This is a genomic window from Patulibacter ginsengiterrae (genome assembly GCF_056269115.1).
Genome location: NZ_JBWDOG010000021.1, coordinates 39,040 through 64,772 on the forward strand (window position 1 = coordinate 39,040; position 25,733 = coordinate 64,772).

At 73.8% G+C, this 25,733-nt stretch carries 23 protein-coding genes and 1 pseudogene; 10 read left to right on the top strand and 14 right to left on the bottom strand.

Features of this window, described 5'->3' with window-relative positions:
• Positions 1 to 18 precede the first annotated feature (18 nt).
• From ACVUH9_RS19990 to urtA, 7 genes are all read right to left on the bottom strand, one after another.
• Complete coding sequence (locus tag ACVUH9_RS19990; RefSeq protein ID WP_475760171.1) at positions 19 to 1,017, bottom strand: AurF N-oxygenase family protein; 999 nt, start codon at positions 1,015 to 1,017, stop codon at positions 19 to 21.
• On the bottom strand, positions 1,014 to 1,709 hold the full coding sequence (locus ACVUH9_RS19995; RefSeq protein WP_475760173.1) for a TetR/AcrR family transcriptional regulator: 696 nt from the start codon (positions 1,707 to 1,709) through the stop codon (positions 1,014 to 1,016). Before ACVUH9_RS19995 ends, ACVUH9_RS19990 begins: the two co-directional genes overlap by 4 nt.
• 211 nt (positions 1,710 to 1,920) lie before the next feature.
• Positions 1,921 to 2,619, bottom strand: a complete 699-nt coding sequence (locus tag ACVUH9_RS20000) for an ATP-binding cassette domain-containing protein (protein WP_475760175.1) — start codon at positions 2,617 to 2,619, stop codon at positions 1,921 to 1,923.
• Positions 2,616 to 3,464, bottom strand: coding sequence for an urea ABC transporter ATP-binding protein UrtD (gene urtD, locus ACVUH9_RS20005; RefSeq protein ID WP_475760177.1), 849 nt, complete (start codon positions 3,462 to 3,464; stop codon positions 2,616 to 2,618). The genes ACVUH9_RS20000 and urtD overlap by 4 nt, the downstream gene beginning before the upstream one ends.
• Entirely contained in the window at positions 3,461 to 4,594 is a 1,134-nt protein-coding gene (urtC, locus tag ACVUH9_RS20010) for an urea ABC transporter permease subunit UrtC (protein ID WP_475760179.1), read from the bottom strand. The genes urtD and urtC overlap by 4 nt, the downstream gene beginning before the upstream one ends.
• The gene (gene urtB, locus ACVUH9_RS20015) at positions 4,591 to 5,481 is read right to left on the bottom strand and encodes an urea ABC transporter permease subunit UrtB (RefSeq protein WP_475760181.1); all 891 of its coding nucleotides are present in this window, start codon (positions 5,479 to 5,481) and stop codon (positions 4,591 to 4,593) included. Before urtB ends, urtC begins: the two co-directional genes overlap by 4 nt.
• 73 nt (positions 5,482 to 5,554) lie before the next feature.
• Complete coding sequence (urtA, locus tag ACVUH9_RS20020; RefSeq protein ID WP_475760183.1) at positions 5,555 to 6,802, bottom strand: urea ABC transporter substrate-binding protein; 1,248 nt, start codon at positions 6,800 to 6,802, stop codon at positions 5,555 to 5,557.
• Between the two features lie 362 nt (positions 6,803 to 7,164).
• Here urtA and ACVUH9_RS20025 point away from each other — a divergent pair, with 362 nt between their 5' ends.
• Positions 7,165 to 7,539, top strand: a complete 375-nt coding sequence (locus ACVUH9_RS20025; RefSeq protein WP_475760186.1) for a hypothetical protein — start codon at positions 7,165 to 7,167, stop codon at positions 7,537 to 7,539.
• A gap of 28 nt (positions 7,540 to 7,567) precedes the next feature.
• Here the strand turns inward: ACVUH9_RS20025 and ACVUH9_RS20030 are convergent, their stop codons facing one another.
• Positions 7,568 to 9,016, bottom strand: coding sequence for an MFS transporter (locus ACVUH9_RS20030; protein WP_475760188.1), 1,449 nt, complete (start codon positions 9,014 to 9,016; stop codon positions 7,568 to 7,570).
• A 124-nt stretch (positions 9,017 to 9,140) separates the two neighbouring features.
• On the opposite strand from ACVUH9_RS20030, the gene ACVUH9_RS20035 reads away from it, so the two are divergent.
• Positions 9,141 to 9,587 (top strand): winged helix-turn-helix transcriptional regulator, encoded by a 447-nt coding sequence (locus ACVUH9_RS20035; protein WP_475760190.1) that lies wholly within the window; start codon positions 9,141 to 9,143, stop codon positions 9,585 to 9,587.
• A gap of 150 nt (positions 9,588 to 9,737) precedes the next feature.
• Positions 9,738 to 10,322, top strand: coding sequence for an SET domain-containing protein-lysine N-methyltransferase (locus tag ACVUH9_RS20040; protein ID WP_475760192.1), 585 nt, complete (start codon positions 9,738 to 9,740; stop codon positions 10,320 to 10,322).
• 19 nt (positions 10,323 to 10,341) lie between these two features.
• Here ACVUH9_RS20040 and ACVUH9_RS20045 read toward each other — a convergent pair whose 3' ends face one another.
• The 3 genes from ACVUH9_RS20045 to ACVUH9_RS20055 are packed head-to-tail and all read right to left on the bottom strand — an operon-like array spanning position 10,342 to position 15,532.
• Complete coding sequence (locus tag ACVUH9_RS20045; RefSeq protein WP_475760194.1) at positions 10,342 to 12,843, bottom strand: ATP-binding protein; 2,502 nt, start codon at positions 12,841 to 12,843, stop codon at positions 10,342 to 10,344.
• A complete protein-coding gene (locus tag ACVUH9_RS20050) occupies positions 12,840 to 13,217 on the bottom strand; it encodes a response regulator (protein ID WP_475760196.1) in 378 nt (125 codons plus the stop codon). Before ACVUH9_RS20050 ends, ACVUH9_RS20045 begins: the two co-directional genes overlap by 4 nt.
• Entirely contained in the window at positions 13,208 to 15,532 is a 2,325-nt protein-coding gene (locus tag ACVUH9_RS20055) for a winged helix-turn-helix domain-containing protein (protein ID WP_475760199.1), read from the bottom strand. The genes ACVUH9_RS20050 and ACVUH9_RS20055 overlap by 10 nt, the downstream gene beginning before the upstream one ends.
• A 176-nt stretch (positions 15,533 to 15,708) precedes the next feature.
• Between ACVUH9_RS20055 and ACVUH9_RS20060 the strand changes: the two genes are divergently transcribed.
• The 6 genes and pseudogenes from ACVUH9_RS20060 (at position 15,709) to ACVUH9_RS20085 (ending at position 20,489) form a co-directional block, all read left to right on the top strand.
• On the top strand, positions 15,709 to 16,389 hold the full coding sequence (locus ACVUH9_RS20060; protein ID WP_475760201.1) for a hypothetical protein: 681 nt from the start codon (positions 15,709 to 15,711) through the stop codon (positions 16,387 to 16,389).
• Positions 16,355 to 16,975: an RES family NAD+ phosphorylase gene (locus ACVUH9_RS20065; protein ID WP_475760203.1), complete on the top strand. Its 621-nt coding sequence runs from the start codon at positions 16,355 to 16,357 to the stop codon at positions 16,973 to 16,975. The genes ACVUH9_RS20060 and ACVUH9_RS20065 overlap by 35 nt, the downstream gene beginning before the upstream one ends.
• Before the next feature lie 104 nt (positions 16,976 to 17,079).
• Positions 17,080 to 17,769 (top strand): urease accessory protein UreF, encoded by a 690-nt coding sequence (locus ACVUH9_RS20070; RefSeq protein WP_475760205.1) that lies wholly within the window; start codon positions 17,080 to 17,082, stop codon positions 17,767 to 17,769.
• Positions 17,770 to 17,884: 115 nt separating this feature from the next.
• Positions 17,885 to 18,547, top strand: a pseudogene (gene ureG, locus ACVUH9_RS20075) (urease accessory protein UreG); the annotation flags it as partial.
• A 256-nt stretch (positions 18,548 to 18,803) separates the two neighbouring features.
• Positions 18,804 to 19,709 (top strand): urease accessory protein UreD, encoded by a 906-nt coding sequence (locus ACVUH9_RS20080; RefSeq protein WP_475760207.1) that lies wholly within the window; start codon positions 18,804 to 18,806, stop codon positions 19,707 to 19,709.
• A gap of 63 nt (positions 19,710 to 19,772) precedes the next feature.
• Positions 19,773 to 20,489 carry an exonuclease domain-containing protein gene (locus ACVUH9_RS20085; RefSeq protein WP_475760209.1) on the top strand — a complete coding sequence of 239 codons (717 nt, stop codon included), beginning with the start codon at positions 19,773 to 19,775 and terminating at the stop codon, positions 20,487 to 20,489.
• Between the two features lie 145 nt (positions 20,490 to 20,634).
• Here the strand turns inward: ACVUH9_RS20085 and ACVUH9_RS20090 are convergent, their stop codons facing one another.
• Both ACVUH9_RS20090 and purL read right to left on the bottom strand, forming a co-directional pair.
• Positions 20,635 to 20,979, bottom strand: coding sequence for a luciferase domain-containing protein (locus ACVUH9_RS20090; RefSeq protein ID WP_475760211.1), 345 nt, complete (start codon positions 20,977 to 20,979; stop codon positions 20,635 to 20,637).
• Between the two features lie 498 nt (positions 20,980 to 21,477).
• A complete protein-coding gene (purL, locus tag ACVUH9_RS20095) occupies positions 21,478 to 23,799 on the bottom strand; it encodes a phosphoribosylformylglycinamidine synthase subunit PurL (protein ID WP_475760213.1) in 2,322 nt (773 codons plus the stop codon).
• A gap of 281 nt (positions 23,800 to 24,080) precedes the next feature.
• Here purL and ACVUH9_RS20100 point away from each other — a divergent pair, with 281 nt between their 5' ends.
• Positions 24,081 to 24,995 carry a LysR family transcriptional regulator gene (locus ACVUH9_RS20100; protein WP_475760214.1) on the top strand — a complete coding sequence of 305 codons (915 nt, stop codon included), beginning with the start codon at positions 24,081 to 24,083 and terminating at the stop codon, positions 24,993 to 24,995.
• A 21-nt stretch (positions 24,996 to 25,016) separates the two neighbouring features.
• Here the strand turns inward: ACVUH9_RS20100 and purQ are convergent, their stop codons facing one another.
• Positions 25,017 to 25,682: a phosphoribosylformylglycinamidine synthase subunit PurQ gene (gene purQ, locus ACVUH9_RS20105; protein ID WP_475760216.1), complete on the bottom strand. Its 666-nt coding sequence runs from the start codon at positions 25,680 to 25,682 to the stop codon at positions 25,017 to 25,019.
• Between the last annotated feature and the right edge of the window lie 51 nt (positions 25,683 to 25,733).

The window sequence follows — 25,733 nt, forward strand, 5'->3', positions numbered from 1 at the left end:
GGTGGGCGGTCGGGCGCGCTAGGCGATCAGGCTCGCGCGGCGGTCGGGCTCGCCGCGGTAGCGGGACGGCTCGCCGTCGATCCCGAGCCGCTTCCAGACCCGCCGGCCGGCGCGGGTCATCAGGCCGACGTCGGTCGCCAGCGCCCGCATGTCGCCGAAGTACGAGGCCATGATCCGCTGCGAGTGCGGGCTCTCCCAGAACGCCTCGCGGTAGACCTCGTCCGGGATCTGGAACCGGCGCTGGATCGACCGCGGCATCGTCATGATCTCGCCGGCCAGCCAGCGCATGATGATCGGGAAGGCGACCGACAGGAACGCGCGCTGGGCGCGGCCGAGCCGCGGGATCCGCAGGCGCAGGAACTCGTCGGCGAACGAGATGTGGCGGGCCTCCTCGGCGATGTGGATCTCCATCGACCGCAGCACGGCGGGCGGCATGTCGATGCCCTCCCGCAGGATCGACTTCTGGTAGTGGTCGATCGGCTCCTCGCCGGCGAGGATCCCGATCATCAGGATCACCGGCAGGTAGCCGCCGGCGAGGCCGATCACCGGCGCCGTGGCACGGAACAGCGGACGCATCCCGGGCACGTCGGTCCCGGAGCGGTTGACCAGCTCCTGGAACATCTGGATGTGGTTGCACTCCTCCGTCATCTCGTGGAGGCAGTAGCGGAACTCGGGCGAGCCGTTGCGCAGGCCCATCGCGTAGTGCATGAGCCCGCGGATCAGGATGCTCTCGAACGCGCCGCCGACCTTGACGGCGTTCATCACGCGCCAGCGGCCGATCTCGATCTGCCGCTCGAGCGGCTGGGCCTGGTACCAGGCGGTCGCGCCGAGCGGATCGTTCTCCGCCCGCAGGACCCAGCGCGGGTCCTGCTGGTCGATCTTCATCTCCGGGGCGTCCCAGTCGATGTCCTCGTAGGGGTCGAAGTGCACGTGCACCGAGCCCTCGGACAAGGTCCGCAGCATCGCCTCGTAGGCCTCGTCCGCCCCGCGGGTCTGCGGTGCCGTCGTCGTGCTCATGTCCTGCTCCCTGCTCGTTCGATGTCCTGCTGCCCCGCCATCGCGGCCACGATCGGCCCCGCCTGCCGGAACACGCGTCCGAAGTTCAGGATCAGGTCGTCCTGATCCAGCGACAGCTCCCCGCGCACATGCGCGACGAGCAGCTCCTGCACCGCACCGATCACGGCACGGCTGACCAACTCGGTCTCGACCGACTCGGTCACCCACGGCCCGAACGCCTGCGCGGCGGCGGCCCGGACGACCTCCGCCAGCCCGCCGATGATCGCCCGCCGCTGGTCCTCGATCTCGCGGCTGACGCCGACGACCTCGACGAACAGGATCCGCGCCCGACGGGGGTCGTCGGTCAGCGAGCAGACGACCGCCCGCGAGGCCGCGTCGACCCCGGCGTCGAGGTCGCTCTCGACCAGGGCGATGCCCGGAGCGGCGGCCGCCAGCAGATCGGCGACGATCTGCTCGGCGAGCGCCACCAGCAGCGCCTCCTTGCCGGCGAACGACTCGTAGAAGTAGCGCTCGGTCAGGCCGGCCTGCCGGCAGACGTCACGCACCCGGGCGCCGTGGAAGCCCTCGGCGGTGAACACCTCGAGGGCCGCGTCGAGCAGCTGCTCGCGCCGCTCGGCGACGCGCTGCTCGGGGCTCTTGCCCCGCCACGGACGCACCAGCTCGGACGCGCCCTCTCGACTCTTGACAACCATGGGGGTCAGGATGATGCAGCTGACAACGCCACATGTCAAGACAAAGCTACGGATCCGTAGTCGAACCGTTGGTCGATCGACTACGGATCCGTAGCCAAAGCCCGTCGTCCACCGACTACGGATCCGTAGTCAGGGCCGGGGAATCCGCCGCCGCCGACGCTCGGCTCCGGCCCGCCGGCGCGGATCGCGGCGGACGTCGGCCGGCTTGCGGTCAGATCGCCAGCAGCGCCCCCGCGGCGGCCTCGTCCATCTCGGCGGTCCGGCCCGCGGCGACGGCGTTGCCCGCCTCCAGGACCACGTAGTCGTCGGCCAGCCGCAAGGCCATCTCGACGTACTGCTCGGCCAGCAGCAGCCCGATCCCGTCGCGACGGCGAAGCTGGACGATCGCCTCCTCGATCTCGGCCACGATCGAGGGCTGGATCCCCTCGGTCGGCTCGTCGAGCAGCAGCAGCCGTGGCTTGGTCAGCAACGCGCGGGCGATCGCCAGCTGCTGCCGCTGGCCGCCGCTGAGGAAGGTCGCCGGGCGCGCGAGCAGCGGCTTCAGGCGCGGGAACAGGTCGAGGACCTCGTCGAGCTCCGACCGCTTCGCCCCGCGCCGCGACTCGAGCACCACCAGCAGGTTCTCCCGCACCGAGAGGCCGCCGAAGCCGGACCGCTCCTGCGGCGCGTAGCCGATCCCCGCCCGGACCCGCTCCCACGGCGGCAGGCTCGTGATCTCGCGGTCGTCGAGCAGGACCCGTCCGCGGCGGACCGGCAGCACGCCCATGATCGCGTTCATCAGCGAGGTCTTGCCCGCGCCGTTGCGGCCAAGCACGCAGCAGCTGCCGCCCTCGTCGAACTCCAGCGAGACCCCGAACAGGACCGTGGTGCGGCCGTGGGCGACCTCGAGGTCGGTGGCGGTCAGCCTCATGTCGGCTCCCCGTTCGTGGTGGCCGCTCGCGAGACGCTGTTGCGGTCGTCCTTGGCCCGCCCGATGTAGACCTCCTGGACGACCGGGTCGGCCTGGACCTCGGCGACCGTCGCGTCGGCCCGCAGGACCTTGCCCTCGTGGAGCACGGTCACCCGGTGGGCGAAGCGCCGCATGAAGTCCATGTCGTGCTCGACGACGAGCACGGTCCGGGTCTCGGCGACGTAGCGGATCAGCTCGCCGGTCCGGGTCCGCTCGTCCGGGCTCATCCCCGCGACCGGCTCGTCGAGCAGCAGCAGCCGTGGCCCCTGGGCCAGCAGCATCCCGATCTCCAGCCACTGCTTCTGGCCGTGGGCGAGCGTGCCGGCGGGCCGGTCGACGAGCGGCCCGAGGCCGGTCACCTCGAGCGCCTCGGCCACCTTCGGGGCGATCCCCCGCGACCGCCGCAGCTGGTGCCGCAGCCCCATCCGGAAGCTCGCCGCGACGTCGAGGTTCTCGCCGACGGTCAGGGCCTCGAAGACCGTCGCCGCCTGGAACGTCCGCCCCACGCCCTGGTGGACGATCTCGTGCTCCTTGCGACCGACCAGCGAGGTCCCGTCGAAGACGACCGAGCCGGTGGTCGGCCTGGTCAGGCCGGTGATGATGTCGACCAGGGTCGTCTTGCCCGCCCCGTTCGGGCCGATCAGGAAGTGGACCTCGCCCTCGCGAGCGTCGAGGTCGACGTCGGTCAGGGCCCGGAAGCCGCCGAAGCTGACCCCCAGCCCGCGGATCTGGAGCAAGGCCTCGCCGGCCTTCTCCGGCGGCGTCTGCGGCGGATCGTTCGGGCGGACGGCGGTGGTCCTGGTCATGTCGCCTCCTCGGCGGTCGCGGGGGTGGTCGGTCGGGCGTCGTGACGGCCGGGGCGGCGGACCCGTCCGGCCTGCTCGCACAGCCACTCGGCGAAGCCGGCGATCCCGCGCGGGGCGAACGCGACGACGAGCACGAACAGCAGCCCCTGGGCGTAGAGCCAGGCCGAGGGGAACTGCTCGCTCAGCTCGGTCTTGGCGAAGTTGACGAGGATCGCGCCGGCGATCGCCCCGACCAGCGAGAGCCGCCCGCCGACCGCGACCCAGATCACCATCTCGATCGAGGGCACGACCCCGAGCGAGGTCGGCGAGATGATCCCCACGATCGGGACGAACAGCGCGCCGGCCAGGCCCGCCATCCCGGCCGAGGCCGCGAACGCGAGGACCTTGACCCGGGTCGGGTCGTAGCCGAGGAAGCGGACGCGGTCCTCGCCGTCGCGGACCGCCACCAGCAGCCGCCCGTAGCGGCTGCGGACCAGCTGCCGCGCGAGCAGGAAGACGGCCCCGAGCGTCACGACCACGATCAGGTAGAGCGTGCGCTTGTCGCCCGGATCGGCCAGGTCGAGGCCGAAGAACGTCATCACCGTGAGGCCGTTGGTGCCGCCCGTGACCTGCTGCTGGCCGATCAGCAGGATCACGAACGCGGCGGCCAGGGCCTGGGTCAGGATCGCGAAGTACGGCCCCCGGACCCGGCTGCGGAAGACCAGCAGCCCGAGCAGCGTCGCCGCCAGCATCGGCAGCAGGACCACCATCGCGAGCGTGAAGACCGGCGAGGCGAACGGCGCCCACAGGCCCGGCACCTGCTCGGCCCCGGTCAGCGCCATGAACGCCGGCGGCTCGCCCTTCGGGGCCTCGGCGAGCTGGAGGTGCATCGCCATCGCGTAGCCGCCGAGGCCGAAGAACAGCCCCTGGCCGAGCACGAGCATCCCGCCCCGCCCCCACGCCAGCGCGATCCCGACCGCGACGATCGCGAAGACCAGGTACTTGGCCAGCAGGCCGAGCCGGAAGTCCCCGAGCATCGACGGGGCGACGACGATCAGCAGGAAGGCGACCAGCGCGAAGGCCAGCCGTCCCGGCAGGTCCTCGCGGGTGCCGACGACGTAGCGGCGGACGCCGCCGAGTGCGGTGCTCATGCCAGACCCCGGGTCTCTTGGGCGACGATCCCCTGCGGCCGCAGCTGCAGGAACGCCACGATCAGGACGAAGACGATCACCTTCGCCAGGCTCGCCTCGGTCCAGTACTCGATCAGCGAGTTGCAGAGGCCGAGCACGAGCGCCGCGATCACCGCCCCGCGGAGCTTGCCGAGCCCGCCGGCGACGACGACCAGGAAGGCGTCGATGATGTAGTTGGTGCCAAGCGTCGGCCCGACCGATCCGAGCTGGGTGATCGCGACGCCCGCGACGCCGGCCAGTCCCGAGCCCAGGAAGAACGTGCGGCGGTCGACGCCGGTGGTGCCGATCCCGCTGGCCGCGGCCAGCTGCCGGTTCTGCATCACCGCCCGCATCCGCCGGCCCTGCTTCATCCGGCTGACCACGACCCAGGCTCCGGCGGTCGCCGCCAGCGCGAGCAGCATGATGAAGAGCCGGTTGTAGGGCATGTCGATGCCCAGCAGGGTGGTCCCGCCGTTGAGCCAGCCCGGCGTCTTGACCTCGACGTTCTGCGCGCCGAAGAGGTCGCGGGCGAGCTGCTGGAGCATCAGCGCGACGCCCCAGGTGACCAGCAGCGTGTCGAGCGGGCGGCCGTAGAGCCGGCGGATCAGCAGCGCCTCGAGCGCGAGGCCCATCAGGCCCGCGACGACCAGCGCGACCGGCAGCGAGAGCAGGAACGCGGTCGAGACCGCGTCCGGCCCCAGCACCTGCTGGAGCACGTACGTGGTGTAGGCCCCGGCCATGATGAACTCGCCGTGGGCCATGTTGATCACGCCCATCTGACCGAAGGTGAAGGTCAGGCCGAGCGCGACGAGCAGCAGGATCGAGCCGATGCTGAGCCCGACGAAGACTTGGGAGAAGAGCTGGTCCATGGAGGGCTCCGGAAGGGGGCGGACGGGACGGCGCCCGGGAGCGCGCCGGCGACGCGCTCCCGGGCGTGGGGTCCTAGAGGCCCTTGGCCCAGGGGTAGGTCTTGAGGTAGGGATCGGGCTTGATCGGCCCGTCCGACTCCCAGACCGTCTTGATCAGGCCGTCCGGCTGGATCACGCCGATCCGGGCGGTCTTGTAGATGTGCTGGTTGTCGCCGTCGATCGTGACCTTGCCCTCGGGGGCGTCGTAGGTCAGGCCCTTCGAGGCGGCCTTGACCTTCTCGACGTCGGTCGAGCCGGCCTTCTCGACCGCGGCGGCCCACAGCTTCACCTGCAGGTAGGCGGCCTCGATCGGGTCGTCGGTGACGCGCTTCTGGCCGTACTTCCTCTTGTAGGCGGCGACGAAGTCGGCGTTCTTCTGGCCCGGGGTCGTCTGGTAGTAGTTCCAGGCCACGATCTGACCCTCGACCTTCGAGGCGCCGATCCCGCGGACCTCGTCCTCGGCGATCGAGACGGAGACGACCGGCAGCTTCGTCGCCGGCAGGCCCGCGCCCTCGAGCTGCTTGAAGAAGGCGACGTTGGAGTCGCCGTTGAGCGTGTTGAAGACCGCGTCCGGCTTGGCCGTCTTGACCTTGTTGACGATCGTCGAGAACTCGGTCGAGCCGAGCGGCGCGTACTCCTCGCCGACGATCTTCACCCCGTTGGCGGCGGCCCAGGCCTTGATCTCCTTGTTCGCGGTGCGCGGGAAGACGTAGTCGGAGCCGACCAGGAACAGCGACTTGGCGCCCTTCTCCTTCTTCAGGTACTCGAGCGCCGGGATGATCTGCTGGTTGGTCGTCGCGCCCGAGTAGAAGATGTAGGGCGAGGACTCCATCCCCTCGTACTGGACGGGGTAGTAGAGCAGCGACTTGTTGCGCTCGAAGACCGGCTTCATCGCCTTGCGGCTGGCCGACGTCCAGCCACCGAAGGTCGCGGCGACCTGGTCCTGGCTGATCAGCTTCTGGGCCTTCTCGGCGAAGGTCGGCCAGTCGGAGGCGCCGTCCTCGACGACCGGTTCGACCTGCTTGCCGAGCACCCCGCCCTCGGCGTTGAGCTCCTCGATCGCGAGCAGCTCGGCGTCCTTGACCGAGACCTCGGAGATCGCCATCGTCCCGCTCAGCGAGTGGAGGACCCCGACCTTGATCGTCTTGCCGCCGTCGGCGTCGGCCGACGCGGTCGAGGCGCCGTCGTCGGCCCCGCAGCCGATCGCGCCGATCGCCGCCACGCTGACCGCTCCAGCCAGTAGCCATCCTCGTACGTTCCCCAGTTGCCGTCGTACCTGCACGGTGGTCTCCTCGTTCGGTCGGCGGGACCACACGGGCCCCGCCGCTTGGCGGTCGACCGGTCCCCGCCCACGGCGGGATCCCGACCGAGGCCCGTGACCTCCCAACCCGCCGGCGCCGCCCTGTCAACGGCGCCGGCGGAGCGGTGGGCCACGAACCCCGATCAACTCTGGAGCGCGGACGACGACCCGCTGGTGGCCGGATGGCGCAGGTCGCCGCGCCGCGGAGGCGGGGTGAGGTGGTGCTCACCTCACCCGGGGCGGTGCTAGGGGTGAGCCGGGGTGACCGGGACCGGCTCGATCACCCGGGGTGAAGTACCCCAAAGCCTTCCCCGCCGAGGTCGTGGCACCCCGATACTGCGGAGGTGCAACACGACGATCACCAGCGGCGACCATCCCCGCGCTTCGGGCGCGAAGCCCACGCCGCGCTGATCGCGGCCGGCTCGCTGCTGCTCGCCCTCGGCGGGGTCTGGGTGATCTTCGCGCTGGGGCGCAGCGACGGCGAGCCGCTGTTCAGCGTTCGTCCGCTCCCGATCCTGACCTATCTCGGGTTCTCGCTCGTCTACGCGCTCGCCGCTTACGCGATCCGCCGCTGGCGCGAGGGGCCCCACGCGGCGGAGCTTCGCAGCCGGGCGCTCAGCGAGACCGTGCTGGTGGCCCTGGTCGCGGCACCGGTCGTGGCCATCGTCGTCGTGATCGGGGGGTTCGCCATCGAATGCATCCCTTCCGGCTGCCCCTAGCCCGAAACGCTCCCCGCGGGCCCGGCCCTCACCCCAGATCGCACGCCTGCTCGGGCCTCGACCCGGACCAGCGCGGCCACCGGACCAGCCCGGAGGCGGTGACCAGCAGGCCGAGCCCGGCCGCGACCGCGGGCACGACCAGCGCCGCGCGGTACCCGTCCAACAGGCCCGCCGCCGAACCGTCGCCGCCGGTCGCCGCCAGGTTGACCGCCGTCACCACCGCCAGCCCGAGGGCGGCACCGAACTGGACCGACACGTTCAGCAACCCGCTGGCCAGCCCCTGCTCGTGCGCCTCGATCCCGTCGGTCGCCGCGATCGTCAGCGGCCCGTAGGTCAGCGCGAACGCGATTCCGAGCAGGAGCATGGTCGGGAACATCAGCAGGTAGCTCCACTCCGCCCCGACCGGCAGGAACAGCAGGTAGGCGACGAGCCCGGTGGCCATCCCGGCGACCACCACCCGCAGGTTGCCGAAGCGTCGCACCAGCCACGGGGTCAGCGTCGGCGCGAGGATCGCGTCGATCCCGGCGACCAGCAGCGCCAGCCCGGTCTGCATCGGGGTCCAGCCGCGCAGCTCCTGCAGGTACAGCACGGCCATGAACTGGAAGCCGACGAACGACCCGATGAACAGCAGCGCGCCGAGGTTGGCCCGGACCAGCGGCCCGGAGCGCAGCACTCCGAGCCGCACGAGCGGTGCCGCCGACCGACGTTCGATCGCCACGAAGGCGACCGCCAGCGCAGCGCTCGCGGCGACCGCCGCCGCCGTCGTCAGCCACGGGACGTCGGGCGCGCGCACGACGGCGAAGACGAGCAGCAGCATCGCCGCGGTGACGGTGATCGCCCCACCGACGTCGATCCGCTGCGGCCGGCGCTCCGGCCGGGACTCCCGCGGCAGGAGCCGGGTCGCCGCCACCAGGATCGCCGCAGCGACCAGCACCGGTGCGAAGAACACCCACCGCCAGCCGATCGAGGTCAGGACTCCCCCGGCGACCATCCCGAGCGAGAAGCCGGCCGCAGCGGCCCCGGCGTAGACCAGCAGCGCGCGGTTGCGGGCCTCGCCGGCGGCGAAGCTGGTGGTGATGATCGAGAGCCCCGCCGGCGCCATGAAGCCGGCGCTGACGCCGGTCACGAACCGTGCCAGGATCAACATCCAGCCGTCCTGCGCGAGGCCCCCAAGGCCGGAGAAGACGACGAAGATCCCCAGCCACAGCAGGAACATCCGCCGCCGGCCGAACAGGTCGGCGGCACGTCCACCGACCAGCACGAAGCCGCCGTAGCCGAGCACGTAGGCGCTGACCACCCACTGCAGGCTCGCGGTCGACAGGTCCAGCTCGCGGCGGATCGAGGGCAGCGCCACGCCCATCATCGAGACGTCGAGGCCCTCGAGGAAGATCGCCCCGCTGAGGACGAGCAGGATCGCCCAGGCGCGGGCACTCATCCCGGGCAAGGCCCCCACGGGCGGGGCGACGGGTACGGACATGCGGATTCCTCCTGGACAGGCGGCGAGACGAAACGGATGCAAGAGGCCGCACCGGCCGCAGTTCCTCGACGGCCGGTCGGTTACCTCTAGTACGTAGGCCCATGATGCGTCACCATTGGCGCAAATGGAAGACGGCACTTCGAAGTCACCGACTGACCTCTGCACGACCGACGACGACTGCGACGCGTTCCAGTGGGACACCCGCGAGGACTGCGAGGTCCGCCAGATCCTCGACCGGATCGCCGGCAAGTGGTCGCTGCTGACCGTCGCGCTGCTCGACGGCCGGTCCCTGCGCTTCACCGAGCTCCAGCGCAAGATCGACGGGATCAGCCAGCGGATGCTGACCGTCACCCTCCGCCAGCTCGAGCGCGACGGCCTGGTCAAGCGGACCATCCATCCCGTCGTCCCGCCGCGGGTCGACTACGAGCTGACCGCCCTCGGCGGAACCCTGCTCGACACGATCCAGTCGCTCGTGGCCTGGACCGAGACCCACCAGAACCAGATCGCCGCCGCCCGCGCCGCCTACGACGAGCGCACGGCAGAGGAGCAGCTGGTGGCCGGCAAGGGCTGAGCGAGACCCGAACGCGAGCGTCGACTCGCGCCGGGCGCGACGCGGTCGTCGCGGACGGCGGTCGGTGGTGGCTCCGGCCGTCAACCCCGGGGCACGCTCGAGGCCCCGGCCTATACTCGCCGTTCAAGGACGTCAATCGAGAGGGTCTCCTTGCCCCACGTTCGTTCGTCCCCACTGTCCGCCGCCTCCGCGACGCCCGACGGTGCATCCCCGGTCCTCGCCGAGCGCGAGCCGTCCACCGCCAGCGTCTCTCCGGACGAGGGCATCGTGCTGCGCGAGACCCCCGACGGCACCGGCGACGGCGTCCTGGCGACCCGCCCGTTCGCGGCAGGCGAGACCGTGATGGTCGGCTTCCTGATCGGCGCGCTGTCGGGCAACGACTCGCACGCGACCCAGGTCGGGCGCGACCGCTGGGCCCGCCACGGCGGACTCGGCCCGAAGGTCAACCACTCCTGCGCGCCGAACTGCGGCGTCCGCCTCAACGCCGGCCAGGCGTTCGACTTCGTCGCGCGCGAGCCGATCGCCAGCGGGCAGGAGCTGACGTTCGACTACGCGATGCGGAACCTGACGATCGACCACTTCCCCGCCAGCTGCCTCTGTGGTGCCGGCGAGTGCCGCGGCTCGGTGACCGGCTGGAAGGACCTGCCCGCCGACCGCAAGGCCGCCTACGGCGAGCTGGTCGCGCCGTACCTGCGCGCGATCGACCGCGAGGCGCTGGAGCCGATCGCCGGCTGATCCCCGGTGACCGATCCGCCTAGCCGACCGCGGCGGGCGGCCCGGTCACCACGGCGATCTGCTCGCGCAGCGCCGCCAGCCGACGTTCGAGCGCGGCCGGGTCCTCGCCGTCGGCGACCGCCCGCTGGACCCGCGCCGCGGCCTCCGCGACCCCGCTCGCCCCGACGGTCCGGCTGGCTCCGACGATCTGGTGGGCGACCCGCCGCAACGACGGCCCGTCGCCGTCGCCCAGCGCCCGCTCGGCCCGCTCCAGGTCCTCGCGCAGCGACGCCGCGTAGGTCACGAGCAGCGTCCGCTCGAGGTCCTCGTCGCCGCCGGTGACCTCGGCCAGCACGTCGCGGTCGAAGAGCGGGCCCGGGCCGTCGCCGATCGGCTCGGCCCAGTCGACGTGCGGCAGCCACCGCCGCAGCGTCCCCGCCAGCGCCGCCATCGGCGCCGGCTTGGTGACCAGGTCGTCCATCCCCGCCGCCCGACAGCGCTCGTCCTCGCCCCGCAGCGCGCTCGCGGTCAGGGCCACGAACGGGACCCGCGCCCGCCCGGCGATCGTCCGCTCCTCCGTCCGCCAGCGCCGGACCAGCTCGTAGCCGTCGACGTCGGGCAGCTGGATGTCGCTGAAGACCAGGCCGTAGCGCTCGCCGCGCAGCCGTTCCAGCGCCGCCTCGGCGTCGCCGGCGACGTCGGTCACGAAGCCGATCGTCTCGAGCTGCCGCCGGAGCACGGCCCGGTTGACGGGGTGGTCCTCGACCAGCAGCACCAGGCTGCCGTCGGCGCGGGCCTCGTCGCGGCTCGGCAGCCGCCGGCGGGCGGTCGGTCCGCCACTGCCGGCCGAACCGAGCCGTCGCTCGCCCTCGGCGGAGACGGGCAGCGTCAGCACGACGCGCATCGTCGTGCCCGCGCCGACCGCGCTCCGCATCGTCAGCGCGCCGCCCATCGCCTCGGTCAGCTGGCGGGCGATCACCAGGCCGAGACCGGTGCCGTCGCTGCGCGCGCGGGCCTGGGCGAACGGGGAGAAGAGCCGGATCTGGTCCTCGGGCGAGACCCCGATCCCGTTGTCGGCGACGGCGAACACGAGCGACTGGGCGACCGCGTCGCCGGCCCGCCCGGCCTCGACCTCGACGGCCAGCTCGACCGCCCCGCCCGGCGTGTACTTGATCGCGTTGCCGACCAGGTTGCCGAGCACCTGCCGCAGCCGCTCGGCGTCGACCCGGTGGACGGCGGCCAGCGCGGGATCGACGCGGATCCCCAGCGTGACGCCCTTGGCGGCGGCCGTGTGCCGGTACTGCGCGGCCAGCTCCTCGACCAGCCGCCCGATCGCGACCGGCTGCGGATCGAGGTCGAGATGCCCAGACTCGATCTTGGAGAAGTCGAGAACGTCGCCGATCACCGCCAGCAGCGTCGACGCCGACCGCTGGGCGACATCGACCAGCTCACGCTGGCGCCCGTCGAGGTCGTCCAACGCCAGCACCTCGAGCGTGCCGGTGACCGCCACCAGCGGCGTCCGCAGCTCGTGGCTGACCATCGCCAGGAAGGCGGACTTGGCGCGGTCGGCCGTCTCCGCCGCCTCCCGCGCGCGGCGCGCCTCGCGCTCGGCCGCGACCCGGCCGGCGAGGTCGCCCTGGACGGCGTCGGCCATCTCGTTGAAGTCCCCCGCCAGCTGGCGCAGCTCGCGGACGCCGCCCGGCCGCGCGCGCTGCGACCAGTCGCCCTCGCGGATCCCGCGCGCGACCGTCGCCAGCCGCTGGAGCGGACGGACCACCGCCCGCGCCGAGTAGACCAGCGCCGCCGCGACGGCGAGCACGAACAGGGCCAGGATCGTCATCTGCGCCCCGAGCAGGCGGCTGGTGCGGGCCTGCAGCGCGTCGGCGCGGCGGCCGGTGCGCTGGTCGACGAGGCTGGTGAAGCGCTCGACCGCGGCCATGATCTGGTCCTTCTGCCGGTGGTAGCGGCCGTCGACCAGCCGCCGGTACTGCGCGGCCACGGCACGCGGGTAGCGCCCGTCGACGCCGCGCGCGATCCGCGGCGCGACCCGCGCCATCACCTGCACCTCCGTCACCGCCAGCTCGTTGGAGTGCCGCAGCGACGTGTTCAGCGCCCGGAACTCCTCCGGCGAGAAGTGCGCCCGTCGCATCAGGTCCGGCAGCGAGATCGGCGGGCCGGTCCGGACCTCGGCGCGGCCCCGCGCGAGCACCCGGTCCCAGAACGAGCTGTCGTAGCGGAGCGGACGCGGGGCGTCGCCGCGGCGGATCGCCAGGATCTGGTCGTAGTAGTCGCGGTAGCGGCGCTGACCGGTGGCGACGTAGAGCCGGACCATCCGCGTCAGGTCGTTCGAGGTCTGCCGCATCTGGTCCGCCAAGCGGAACGAGGCCATCCGCGCCTGCTCGGCGGTCGTCCGGTCGTTGGCGGTCCGCAGCTGGAGGATCGTGACGAACAGCAGCGCCAGCGCGAGCACCACGACCGCCGCCAGCAGCGCACCGAGGCCCTGGCGGACGGAAGGCGACCGCAGGCCGCCGCGGCCACTCATCCCAGGACCGCCAGCAGCCGCCGCGCGGTCAGCGGCTTGCTGATCGTGCCGCGGAGGCGGACCCCCGCCGCACGCGCGTCCTGCTCGGCCGCGACCAGCCGGTGGCCCTCCAGCCCGCTGACGATCACCACCTCGGCGTCGACCCCGCGCGCGACCAGCTCGCGGAGGAAGCCGACCCCGTCGAGCCCCGGCATGTCGAGGTCGCAGAGCACGACGTCCGGGACCGGCCCGTCGGCGACCAGCGCCAGCGCCCCGTCCCCGTCGGCGGCCTCGAGCAGCCCGTCCGCACCGAGGTTGGCGAGGATCTGGAGCATCGTCCGGCGCTGGAAGGCGTGGTCCTCGACCACCAGCACGGTCCGGTCGCTCAGGGGCATGGTCGGTCCTTCGGGTCGCGGTGGCGCGAACGGCCACCCAGGTAGCCCAGCTCGCGGCCGCGGGCGACCGCCTCGCGCCGGGTGCCGACCGCGAGCTTCGCGTAGAGGGTCCGGACGTGGGTCTTGACGGTGTTGCGGGACAGCCGCAGGCCGTCGGCGATCTCCCGCAGGCTGCCGCTGCCGGCGAGCGCACGCAGGACGTCGTGCTCGCGGTCGCTCAGCGGCGCCGGCGCTCCGGCGGTCGCGGGTCGAAGCGCGCGGACCCCGCCGACGGCGGCCAGGGCCGACCGCAACGACCCGGGATCGCGCGCTGCGTCGAGCCGGGCGCGGGCGCGGCCGGCCGCATCGCGGGCTCCGTCGCGGTCGCCGTCGGCGGCGCAGGCCCGCGCCAGCTCCAGCAGCAGCGCCGGCAGCATCAGCGACGAGTCGCGCCAGCCGTCGGTCTGGTCGAGGGCCGCACGGCAGCGATCGGCCGCCTCCGCCGGCTGCCCCCGGGCGACCAGCAGCCGCGCTCGGGCGCAGACCACCGGCAGGCCGTGCGGGTCCGTCCCGGACGGACCGGCACGCAGCGCGACCTCGGCGCCCTCGACCAGACCGACGGCGCCGTCGACCGCGCCGCGCTCGAGCGCGACCAGCGCCAGCACCGCCCGCGACAGCGAGCCGACCAGCGGCAGCCCGACCGACGGCAGCAGCTCCTGTCCGGCGAGCGCCCGCTCGGCCAGCAGCGTGGCGGCGTCGTGCCGGCCCCGCAGCAGCTCGTGCCAGGCGGTCAGCGCCTCGACCACGGTCCGGGCGGGCGCGGCCCGCGGCAGCTCGTCGAGGACCCGCTCGGCCGCGACGACCGCCGTCCCGAGGTCGTCGAAGCAGACCATCGCGCTGAGCGTCTCGGCGGCGAGCGCGAACGAGCCGGTCCCGTCCGGCATCGGCCCGGTCCAGCCCGCCGCGGCCCCAGCCGCCAACCACAGGTCGCGGGCGGTCCGGTCGCCGTCGACGGCGGCGACCAGCGCGCTGACGTAGGCCAGGCGGGCGTCGTCGCGGACCACCGTCGCCGGGAACCGTCCGAGCCAGTCGCGAGTCCGCTCGCCGAGGGTGCCGAAGCCGACCAGCCGCAGGCTGTGCCGGGCCAGCAGCTCGGCGGCCGGATCCCACGCGCGGGCGGCGAGGTAGTGCTCGACCGCCTCGTACAGCTCGTGCTCGCCGCCCTCGCTCTCCAGCCAGCGCCCCGCGCGCAGGTGCAGCTCGCGAGCGCGGGTCGGGTCCTCGTCCTCCAACCGTCCGCGGAGCACGTCGCGCAGCAGCGGGTGGCAGCGGAACCAGGTTCGCGTCCGGTCGAGCGGGGTCAGCAGCAGCGAGGTCCGGGTCAGCTCGCGGAAGGCCGCGCGGGCCTGGTCCTCGTCGCCGCCGAGCGTGCGGGCGCCGAGGTCGGCGGTGAAGCGCCCGAGCAGCGACGTCTCGCGCAGGAACCGCCGGTGGTGCTCCGGCCGGGAGTCGAGGACCTCGTCGGCGAGGTGCCCGAACAGGCCTTCGTCGCGGGCGCCCAAGCGAGCGAGCACGCGCTCGGCCGGGTCCCCCTGTCGCAGCCGCAGGGCGACCAGGTGGAGCGCCGCCGGCCAGCCCTCGACCCGCCCTTCGAGGGTGGCGATCGTCGCGTCGTCGAGCGTCAGGCCGAGCCCCTCGCGGAGGAACCGGGTCGCCTCCCCGCGATCGAGCCGCAGCGCATCGGTGCGGACGTCGAACAGCTCGCCGCGGATCCGCCGGCGACCGAGTCCGGCCAGCTCGGACGGGCGCCGCGAGCCGAGCGCGACGGCGTGCGGTGCCGGCCAGCGGTCGAGCACCCAGTCGAGGCCGTCGGCGGTCCGCCGGTCGTCGAGCACGAGGTGGACGTCGTCGAGCACCAACGCGACCGGCTCGGGGGTCTCGGCGAGCGCGTCGAGCAGCGCGACGAGGACCTCGTCGCGGAGGTCCGCGTCGCCGGAGCCGGCGGCCTCGAGCGCCGGCTCGAGCCGGTCCCCGAGGACCGGGTGCAGCGCGGCGAGCACGGCCGACCACAGTCGGGGGCCGCGATCGTCGGCGTCGACCGCGACCCAGGCCGTCCGGGACGGATCGGGACGGACGGCCGCCCACTGCGCCAGCAGCGTGCTCTTGCCGTACCCGGGCGGCGCGCTGACGTCGAGCATCCGGGCGCCGCTGCGAGCGATCCGATCGAGCAGCCCGCTCCGCGGCACGTGCTCCTCGCCCGGCGGTGGTCGGTGGAACTTCGTCTGCGGGAAGACCGCCCCGGACACGGCGGGCGGAGTGGCGGGGTGCGAGACCACCACCCCAGTTCACCCGAAGGTTGCGACCGGCGGTAGGGGCCGCTGTCCAACCGCACGGGCGGCGACTTGTCCGTCCGGGACAGCGGCGGGCTTCCCTTGGGGCTCCCGACGCGCTAGCCTCGGTACATCGATGTCCCACTGATGGGACAGCGCCAGACGCCCCGACGGAGGACCGGATGACCGCAACGCTCGATGCGTCGCAACGCGCATCGCTCCAAGACGTGGAAGGGCAGCTGGCCCAGTGGCAGACCTCGATCGAGGACGCCGCCGAGGAGGGGGCGATCGACGACGAGCACCGCCTGCGGCTGGCCGAGACGCTGCGCCGACTCGCCGCGGCCGTCAACGACGGACTCGCGCCCCCGATCGATCCCGACGCCGCCAACGAGATCCGCGAGCGGTTCCTGCGCCTGCTGACCCTCGACCCCGCCGACCGCGAGCGCCCGCTCGACGTGGCCGACCGGGCGCTGATGGAGACGGAGGCGATCCGGCACATCGTCCGCGACCTCCTCGACGGCAGCCCGCCGGCGGGCCTGACTGCCGCTACTGCGATCGCCCAGATCACCGGCTGGGTCCCGCGGCTGGGGGTCGCCGAGCTGGCCCGGCTGCTCGGCGTCGACCGCCGTTCGATCCCGCGCCTGCGGGACAGCGCGTCGCCGCCCGACCGGCGGCTGCTGATGGTCTGGAAGCTGGTCGCGCTCCTGCACCGAAGCTGGACGGACGAAGGCGTGGCCGCCTGGTTCGACCGGCCCCGGACGGCGCTCGACGGCCGGACCCCCGCCGACGCCCTCGACGACGTCGACCTCGAACAACAGCTGATCGCGCTTGCCCGCCGCAGCCGCACCCAACGCGCAGGCTGAGCTCTTCGGGCTCGCCGCCGCCGAGCCCCGCGAGCTCCTGGCCTTCCGCCAGACCGACTACGACGTCCCGTTCTGGGCCCGGAACAACAGCTACGACGGTCGCTGGAACGTCGCCGGCGACCCACCGACCCAGTACTGGTCGCTGCATCCCGACGGCGCCTGGGCCGAGTTCCTGCGCCAGGAGGAGCTGCGCGACGACGCCGAGGTGTCCGCCATCCGCCGCCCGATCTGGGTCTGCCGGATCATGATCGGCGTGCTCGTCGACCTCCGCGCCAGGCCGGAGCAGGAGCAGCACGAGATCACCCCCGCCGAGCTGGTGGGCGACGACTGGAGCGCGTGCCAACGGCTGGCCGGGCGCCTGCGCGCCGCCGGCGTCGGCGGGGTCCTGTCCCCGTCGGCCGCGCTCGACGGCCACGACAACCTCACGATCTTCGGGGCCCGTCGCGCGATCCACCTGCACCGCCGCGCCGTCCTCCAGAGCACGGTGCCGGCGGCGGTCGTGGCCCGCGGCCAACCGCCGGCCGGGCTGCTCGCGCAGGTCAGGCCGGTCGTCCCGCGTCCCGGCGACGCCCGGCTCTTCGACTAGGCCGACCGGACGGCGCAGGCCGAGCCGCGACCGTTGTCCCGCGGGACAACGACCCGCGACGATCGGGCGGCCAAGATGGGGACCGGCCTTCCCGCCGCCCCGCCATGTCCGCGCTGCCCCGCCTCCTCCAGCTGGCCGATACGGCCTTCCCGACCGGGGCGTTCGCGCACTCGCTGGGGCTGGAGGGCGCGCACGCGGCCGGTGAGCTGCGCGACGAGCACGACCTCGAGCGGCTGCTGCGACGCCAGCTCGACGGACTCGCCACCAGCGACCTCGTCGCGGTGCGGGCGGCGCACGGGCTGGTGGCCGACCTCGCCCGCGATCCGCTGCCGGGCCTCGCCGCCCTCGACCACGAGCTCGACGCGACCCGCGCCACCCGCGAGACCCGCGAGGCGACCCGCGCGACCGGCGAGCGGTTCCTGATCGCCGCCGTCGCGCTGCTCGACGATCCCGGGCTCCGGGCGCTCCACGACGCGGTCGCCGCGGGCACGACCCCGGGCACGCTGCCGGTCGCCTGGGGCGTGGCCACCCGCGCCGCCGGGGTCGCGGTCGAGGACGCCGTCGAGGCCGCGGCGTCGGCCGCGCTCGCGGCCCTGGCGGCCGCCGGGCAACGGCTGGTCCCGCTCGGTGGCGTCGCCACCCAGCGCGCGCTCTGGCGGGCCGCCGAGGCGATCGACGAGGCGATCGCTCGCAGCTCGGCGATCGACCCGACCGCGCTCTGCTCGTTCGTTCCCGAGCTCGACGTCCGCTCCGCCCAGCACGAGCGCCAGCGGGTGCGGCTGTTCATCTCGTGAGCCGTCCCCACCGCGCCGCGACCGGCCCCCGCGACCGTCCGCCGCCGGTCGCTCGCGGCCACCGTCCGCCTGACTCGCCCCTGACCACCGACCGATCCCGCCCGAGAGCCATCCGATGCACGACCCCAACCAGGCCCACTACGCGTCCTACCCCGTCCGCCGCAACGCCACGACGATGCGGATCGGCGTCGGCGGCCCGGTCGGCTCCGGCAAGACGGCGCTGGTCGCCGAGCTCTGCCGGCGGCTGGCCGAGCGCTTCCCGATCGCGGTCGTGACGAACGACATCTACACCCGCGAGGACGCCGAGGCGCTGCTGCGGGCGGCGGTCCTGCCGGCCGAGCGGATCGTCGGAGTCGAGACCGGCGGCTGCCCGCACACGGCGATCCGCGACGACATCTCGATGAACGCGCGGGCGATCGAGGAGCTCGAGGACCGCTTCCCGCAGCTGCGATTGGTGCTGGTCGAGAGCGGCGGCGACAACCTCGCCGCCAACTTCAGCCCCGAGCTGGTCGACTGCGCGATCTACGTGATCGACGTGGCCGGCGGCGACGACGTGCCCCGGAAGGGCGGTCCCGGCCTCACCCGCTCCGAGCTGCTGGTGATCAACAAGGTCGACCTCGCCCCGCTCGTCCACAGCGACGTGGCGATGATGGTCCGCGACGCCGACGCGCTGCGCGCCGGGGCGCCGACGCTGCCCGTCTCCGTCATGCACGGCGACGGCTTCGCCGCGGTCGTCGACTGGGTCGTCGGCGTCGTCGAGCGGCGCGAGTGGACGGCGGCGACCTCGACCGCTCGCGAGGACCACCACCATCGTCACGACGACGGTCTGCCCGACCACCGCCACGACGCCCCTGCCCCCGGCCGTCACGGCCACGACGCGGCCGGGGAGGACGACCATCGCCACGTCCACGCCCACGGATCGGCCTGACCCGCCGGCGTCGGCGCTCGGCGGGCCGGCGGCGGTTCCGAGGGCGACCGCGCCTGCGGGCCCCGGACCGACGGCAGCTCCGGCGGCGAGCCCGGTGGCGAGTCCGGTGGCGAGTCCGGGCCCCACGACGGACGTCGCCACGAACACGGCGGCGGGCCCCGGCCCGACGACCGACGTCCACCGCCACGGCCGGCTGCACCTGCGGCTGGCGCTCCGGGGTGGCCGGGCGGTCGTCGCGGCGCAGGAGGTGGTGTTCCCCGCCGGCACCGTCCGGATCGTCGACGTCGACGGCGACGGAGTCGGCGAGGTCCAGGTGACCAACCCGTCGGGCGGCCTCCTGGCCGGCGACCGGCTCGACACCAGCGTCGAGGTCGGAGCGGGCGTTCGGGCCTCGCTGGTCACGCAGGGCGCGAACCGGATCTACGGGCGGGCGGCAGGCGCAGCCGCAGCGGTCGCCGCCGCCGCGACGCCGACGTTCCTCGACACCCGGATCGTCGTCGGCGACGGCGCCGCGCTGGAGTGGGCGCCCCACCACCTGATGCCCTTCGCCCGCTCGAGCGTCCACCAGCGGACGCTCGTCGACGTCGCCGCCGGCGGCGCCCTGCTCGCCTGGGAGTCGCTCGCCGCCGGCCGCAGTGCCCGCGGCGAGCGCTTCGCGTGGGACCGGCTCGACACCCGGCTGCGGGTCGTCCGCGCCGGGCGGCCGCTGCTCGCCGACGGCGCCCTGCTCGGCCCCGGCGGCGAGCCGTTCGACGGCGCCGATCTCGTGGCGACGGTCGTGGTGGTCCTGCCCGAGGACGATCGGGCCGGCCCCCGCTTGGCCGACGACCTGCACCGGGTACTGAGCGCCGCCCGCGGCACCCTGGCGTCGGCCTCGGCCGTCGACGATTCGCTCGTCGTGGCGCGGCTCGTCGCCCGCGACGCCCCCGCGCTCTACCGGGCGCTCCACGGCGTCCGCGAGCGGGCTCGTCCGGCGATCGGACTGCCCGCTCCCCGGCGGCCGATCTGCTGACCCCGGCGGTTCTGACCGGGGCCTCCATCCGATGTTGTCCTGCCCCGTCGCTACCTTGGATTCGTGAGCTGGCATACGGAACGACTCGCGGCGTTCGACATCGAGACCACGGGCATCGGTCTCGAGGACGATCGGATCGTCACCGCCGCGGTCAGCCTCGTCGGGGGCGGGCTCCCAAGCGAGTCGCGGACCTGGCTCGTCGACCCCGGCGTCGAGATCCCCGCTGGGGCGACCGCCGTCCACGGGATCACCACCGAGCAGGCGCGGGCCGAGGGCCAGGCGCCGGCCGAGGCGATCGAGGAGCTCACCGCCCTGCTCGCCGCCCAGCAGACGGCGGGAATCCCGATCGTCGCCTTCAACGCCCGCTTCGACCTGACGATCCTCGACCGTGAGGCGCGCCGGCACGGCGTCGTGCCGCTGATCGACCGGATCGGCGGCTCCGACCGGCTGCTGGTCGTCGACCCGTTCGTGATCGACAAGCAGGTCGACCGCTTCCGCCGGGGCAAGCGGACCCTGGGCGCGATCTGCGAGCACTACCGGGTCCCGCTCGACGAGGCCCACGCGGCGGGCGCCGACGCGCTCGCCGCCGCCCGCGTCGCCTGGCGGCTGGGCAGCACGCTGATCGACATCGGCGGCACCGATCTGGCGTCGCTCCACCTCCAGCAGGTCGCGTGGGCCGCCGAGCAGGCCGCGTCGCTGGAGGAGTACTTCCGCAGCCAGGGCCGGGACGAGCACGTCGAGCCGGTCTGGCCCTGCGTGCCGGTGCTGCTGCCGGCCTGATCGCTCGACGACCCCGTCCCGGTCGTTCCCGGGGCGCCGTCCGACGGGGGATCCTTCCCGCAACCACCCGCCGCGCGCTCAGCGGATCCGGATCAGCGTGAGGGCCGGCCGCGCGCCGGCGACGGCCCGGGCCACCGACCTCGGCTCAGGCCGCGTCCGGCAGGCCGTACTGGGCGACGATCCGGTCGTAGTTCAGGCGCAGCAGCTCGATCACGTCGCGGACGTCGTCCTGGTCCTCGATCCGGCGGGCGGCGATCCCCGGCGCGTTCGGGAAGACCGGGTGGTCGACCACGCGACCCTGAGCCCGCAGTTCGAGGCCGAGCTGCTTCTTGAACGAGAAGTGCGCGGCGTGGTCTCCGTGCAGGTGACCGACCTCGGCGCGGCCGACGGTGAACGAGAGCTCGCCGCGCTCGCCGATCCCCGAGGCGACGCCGGGCCAGGTGAGGACCTCGTCGCTGATCTGCTCGCTTGCGGTACGGGTGGTGGTCATGGCGCTCGTGCCTTCGGTGTAGGGAACGAGACGCATGCTGCACCTTCAAGCGCGCTTGAAGTCAAGGGCGGATGTGGGTGCAGAGGGCGGACGCGGGTGCAGACCAGCGCGCCGAGGCCGAATGACCCGGGCCCGCGGGGGACGGCAGCCTCCGGGGTCATGTCGCCCCGGTGTCCGTGGACCGGGGTCAGTTGACGTCGCTATCCGACGCCAAATGACCCCAGAACGAGGGCACCGACGCAAAGGACCCCGGTCGCCACCCGAGCGGTCGCCGGCGCACACTGGCGCCTTGCGTCACCGCTCCCGAGCCGCCCTCGCCCCACGCGGAGCCAGTCGCCGCCCGAGCGGCCCCCAACCCACGCGGACGCCAGTCGCCGCCCGAGCGGCCCCCAACCCACGCGGACGCCAGTCGCCGCCTGAGCCACCCCGAGCCGTCCGAGCGGCCGGCGGCCGGGGGGCCCGCTGCAAGCGGCCCCGGCGTCCCGCCGCCTCGAACCCTTAGGCGAACAGCCGCGCCAGCGCGGCGTGCGCCTCGCGCAGCTCGGCGAGCGTCGCCGACGCCGACTCGTCGCCGCAACGGGCGGAGAGCTCGTCGCCGCCGACGGTGCCGATCACGGTCACCGAGACCTGGTCGGCCAGCCCGGCGAGGGTCTCGGCCGAGGCCGAGACGACGAACCCGCCCGGCGCCTCGCCGAACAGCGAGGCCCGCGCGTCACCCTCGCCGGCGAACGGGGCGAGGTCGATCGTCGCGCCGTAGCCGCCAGCCAGGCAGGCCTCGGCGACGGCGACCAGCAGGCCGCCCTCGGCGATGTCGTGGCAGCTCGCCAGCTCGCCGCCGCGGACCGCCTCGCGGACGGCGACGATCCCCGCGACCGCACGCTCGACGCTCCACGCCGGCAGACCGTCCGGCAGCGCACGACCCTCGAGCTTGGCCAGCTCGGACAGCTCCAGCTGCGGCGCGAACGAGCCGACCAGGGCGATCAGGTCGCCGTCGCGCTGGAAGCCGAGCAGCGCGGCCTTGGTGACGTCCGGGATCTTGCCGACCATGCCGACGACCGGGGTCGGGTAGATCGGGCCGGCGGTGCCCTCGTTGTAGAGCGAGACGTTGCCGCCGACGACCGGCGAGCCGACCGCGCGGCAGGCGTCGCCGAGACCGCGGACGGCCTCCGTCAGCTGCCAGGCGATGTGCGGCTTCTCGGGGTTGCCGAAGTTGAGGTTGTTGGTCAGGCCCAGCGGCTCGGCGCCGACGCAGGCCAGGTTGGCCGCGCACTCGAGCACGTTCCAGACCGTCCCGACGTACGGATCGGCGGCGACGCGACGGCCGGAGCCGTCGATCGCGACGCCGACGCCGGAGACGGGCGTGCCCTCGGCGACCGGAGCCGCGTCGGGGGTCTGCGTCCGCACGCCGGCCGGCCCCGGGACCTGGAGCACCGCGGCATCGGACTCGCCCGGGCGGCGCACCGTCCGCGACTGGACGATGCTGTCGTACTGCTGGAAGAGCGGCTTGCGGTCGGCGAGGTTCGGGCTGGCCAGCAGCGCGAGCAGCGCCTCACGGGTCGACGTGCCGTCCTCGATCCGCCGCGGCGGCGCCGGGTAGACCGACTCCGTGGGCTTCTCGGGGAAGATGTCGTAGAGCGGGCAGTCGTCGACCAGCGCCGGGATCGGCATGTCGCCGACGAGCGTCGCGTCGTCGTAGATCCGGAAGTGGCCGCTGTCGGTGACGACGCCGATCGCCGTTCCGTGGACGTCCCACTTGTCGGTGATCGCGATCACGTCGGCGACCTTGTCCGGCGTCACCACGCAGAGCATCCGCTCCTGCGACTCCGAGACCATCACCTCGAAGGGCTCCAGGCCCTCCTGGCGGCGGGGCACCAGCGCGACGTCGAGGTCGAGGCCGACCTCGCCCTTGGAGGCCATCTCGGAGGCGGCCGAGGTCAGGCCCGCGGCACCGAGGTCCTGGAGCGAGACCAGCAGCTCACGGTCGAGCAGCTCGAGCGAGCACTCGACGAGCTTGCTCTCCTCGAACGGGTCGCCGACCTGGACGGTCGGGCGCTTGTCGGCGTCGTCGTCGCCGAGCTCGGCCGAGGCCAGGACCGAGGCCCCGCCGATCCCGTCGGCGCCGGTCGAGGCCCCGAAGAGCACGATCACGTTGCCGACGCCGGTCGCCGCCGAGAGCGTCAGCTTCTCGCGGCGGACGAGACCCAGCGCCATCGCGTTGACCAGGCAGTTGGTCTCGTAGGGGCCCTCGAAGTAGAGGTCGCCGCCGATGTTCGGCACGCCGATCGAGTTGCCGTAGTGGCCGATCCCGCGGACCGCGCCGTCGAGCAGGAAGCGCGAGCGATTGGAGTCGTCGACCTCGCCGAACCGCAGCGCGTCGAGCACGGCGATCGGCCGCGCGCCGAGCGCGAAGATGTCGCGCAGGATCCCGCCGACGCCGGTCGCCGCGCCCTGGAACGGCTCGACCGCCGACGGGTGGTTGTGCGACTCGACCTTGAAGGCGACCGTCCAACCGTCGCCGACGTCGACCGCGCCGGCGTTCTCTCCCGGCCCGAGGACCATCGCGGGACCCTCCGTCGGGAGCGTCCCGAGCAGCTTCTTGGAGTGCTTGTACGAGCAGTGCTCGCTCCACATCAGCGAGAACATCGCCAGCTCGACCTGGACCGGCTCGCGACCGAGCTTCTCGACCACCAGCGCGTACTCGGACGCGGTCAGGCCGAGGGCCTTGGCCTGCTCGAGGCCGGGGGCGTCACCGTCGGGCGTGGCGCCGTCGGGCAGCTCGCGGGCGACGGGCAGGGCGGCGGCGGAGAAGTCGTGCGTCATCGCGGAGGAAGGCCTGTACTCGGGAGCGGGCGGCGGCGGACGGGCCGGAACGGGCAGCGAGGCCGATGTTCCGGACCGCACCGATCGTACCGAGCGCCCCCGTGCCGACGAGGTCACCCGGTCCCGCCCGCGGAGGAGTCGCCCGATCGCCAGCGGGCACGGGACGGAGAACCGCCTGCGTCGGGCGCGGATCGGGGCTCCGCTCGGCCGCCGCGCCGGGGGACGACCACCGCCGCTGCCGGCGGGAGTATCTTCTCGCTCCGAAAGGCAGCCGTTCCCCCATGAACCTCCAGCAGCTTCGCTACTTCCTCGCTGCGGTCGACCACGGCTCGTTCAGCGCCGCGGCCGACGAGCTCCAGCTCGCGCCACCCTCGATCTCGGAGCCGATCCGGCGCCTCGAGTCCGAGCTCGGACTCGTGCTCTTCGAGCGCGAGGGCCGGCGCCTACGGCCGACCGACGCCGCCGGTGCGCTGGTCCCGCGCGCCCGACACGTGCTGCGCGCGCTCGAGGAGGCCGGCCAGACGATGGGCGACCTGCGCGAGCTGCGCGGCGGCGTCGCCAGCTTCGGCCTCTTCCGCAACGCCGACCACTACGACATCGAGGGTCTCGCCGACGCCTTCCTGACCGAGCACCCCGGAATCCGGCTGCGGCTGGTCGGGCAGAGCTCAGCCGAGATCGCCGACGCCGTCCGGGACGGCCGCCTCGAAGCGGGGCTGGTGGTCCTGCCGGTCCTCGACGACGAGCAGCTGAACGTCCGTCCGGTGCTCCGGGACGAGGTCCTCTTCGTCAGCGGCGACGAGCGCCAGACCCGTCGCCGGATCGACATGCGCCGGCTCTGCGAGCGCCCGCTCGTCCTCTACGCCCGTGAGGACCCGACCCGTCGGCAGCTCGCCGCGCGGGCGCAGCAGGACGCGCTCACGCTCCAGCCCGTGCTCGAGGTCGAGCGGGTCGAGGGCGCGCTGCGCTGCGTCGCCGCGGGGATCGGCGACTCGGTCGCCGCCGGAACGGTGCTGCTGCGGGCCGCACCCGAGCTCCACACCGCCGGGCTCGAGCCACCGCTCCACGACACGATCGCGGTCGTCACGCGGCGGGACGCCCAGCTCTCACCGGCCACGCGCGCCTTCCTCAACGTGGTCGAGCGGCGACTCGCGGCGCTGGCCGGCGCGTCGCCGACCACGGAGCTGGTGCCGGGCTGAGCCCGGCACCGGCGGGCGGCGTCAGGCCGCGACGCCGCTGAGCAGCGAGCGGAACAGGACCAGCCCGTCCGCCGACCCGGTCAGCGGGTCGACCGCGTGCTCGGGGTGCGGCATCAGGCCGACGACGTTGCGGCCGGCGTTGCAGACCCCGGCGACGTCGTCGAGCGAGCCGTTGAAGTTGTCGCCCGCGGCGTAGCGGAAGACGACCTGGTCGTTCTCGCGGACCTCGGCGAGCAGCTCGTCGGGCGCGTACCAGCGCCCGGACTGGTGCTTGGCCGGGATCGAGAGCAGCTGGCCCGGCTGGGCGGCCGCGGTCCAGGCGGTGTCGGTCGCGACGACCTCCAGCTCGACCTGACGGCAGACGAACCGGCGGTTCTCGTTCTGGAGCAGCGCGCCGGGCAGCAGGCCCGCGGCGCAGAGGACCTGGAAGCCGTTGCAGATGCCGAGCACCGGACCACCCTCGCGGGCGAAGTCGGCGATCGCGTCCATCACCGGGCTGAGCCCGGCGATCGCGCCGGCCCGCAGGTAGTCGCCGTAGCTGAAGCCGCCGGGAACGACGACCGCGTCGACGCCCTTGAGGTCACGGTCGCGGTGCCAGAGCAGCTCCGCGTCGCCGACGTGGTCGGCCGCCAGCAGCGCGTCGACCTCGTCGCAGGAACCCGGGAACTGCGGAACGCCGATCCTCATGCTCCGACCTCCGTCGTGGCCGTTCCCGGCTTCGCGGACACCTTGCCCCAC

Excerpts from the sequence above, each read along its gene's own strand:
- purQ (WP_475760216.1), bottom strand. The coding sequence starts at position 25,682 with ATGAGGATCGGCGTTCCGCAGTTCCCGGGTTCCTGCGACGAGGTCGAC.
- ACVUH9_RS20060 (WP_475760201.1), top strand. The coding sequence starts at position 15,709 with ATGACCGCAACGCTCGATGCGTCGCAACGCGCATCGCTCCAAGACGTG.
- urtB (WP_475760181.1), bottom strand. The coding sequence starts at position 5,481 with ATGGACCAGCTCTTCTCCCAAGTCTTCGTCGGGCTCAGCATCGGCTCG.
- ACVUH9_RS20050 (WP_475760196.1), bottom strand. The coding sequence starts at position 13,217 with ATGCCCCTGAGCGACCGGACCGTGCTGGTGGTCGAGGACCACGCCTTC.
- ACVUH9_RS20100 (WP_475760214.1), top strand. The coding sequence starts at position 24,081 with ATGAACCTCCAGCAGCTTCGCTACTTCCTCGCTGCGGTCGACCACGGC.
- ACVUH9_RS20070 (WP_475760205.1), top strand. The coding sequence starts at position 17,080 with ATGTCCGCGCTGCCCCGCCTCCTCCAGCTGGCCGATACGGCCTTCCCG.
- ACVUH9_RS20000 (WP_475760175.1), bottom strand. The coding sequence starts at position 2,619 with ATGAGGCTGACCGCCACCGACCTCGAGGTCGCCCACGGCCGCACCACG.
- purL (WP_475760213.1), bottom strand. The coding sequence starts at position 23,799 with ATGACGCACGACTTCTCCGCCGCCGCCCTGCCCGTCGCCCGCGAGCTG.
- ACVUH9_RS20030 (WP_475760188.1), bottom strand. The coding sequence starts at position 9,016 with ATGTCCGTACCCGTCGCCCCGCCCGTGGGGGCCTTGCCCGGGATGAGT.
- ACVUH9_RS20045 (WP_475760194.1), bottom strand. The coding sequence starts at position 12,843 with ATGAGTGGCCGCGGCGGCCTGCGGTCGCCTTCCGTCCGCCAGGGCCTC.
- ACVUH9_RS19995 (WP_475760173.1), bottom strand. The coding sequence starts at position 1,709 with ATGGTTGTCAAGAGTCGAGAGGGCGCGTCCGAGCTGGTGCGTCCGTGG.
- ACVUH9_RS20035 (WP_475760190.1), top strand. The coding sequence starts at position 9,141 with ATGGAAGACGGCACTTCGAAGTCACCGACTGACCTCTGCACGACCGAC.
- urtD (WP_475760177.1), bottom strand. The coding sequence starts at position 3,464 with ATGACCAGGACCACCGCCGTCCGCCCGAACGATCCGCCGCAGACGCCG.
- urtC (WP_475760179.1), bottom strand. The coding sequence starts at position 4,594 with ATGAGCACCGCACTCGGCGGCGTCCGCCGCTACGTCGTCGGCACCCGC.
- ACVUH9_RS20090 (WP_475760211.1), bottom strand. The coding sequence starts at position 20,979 with ATGACCACCACCCGTACCGCAAGCGAGCAGATCAGCGACGAGGTCCTC.
- ACVUH9_RS19990 (WP_475760171.1), bottom strand. The coding sequence starts at position 1,017 with ATGAGCACGACGACGGCACCGCAGACCCGCGGGGCGGACGAGGCCTAC.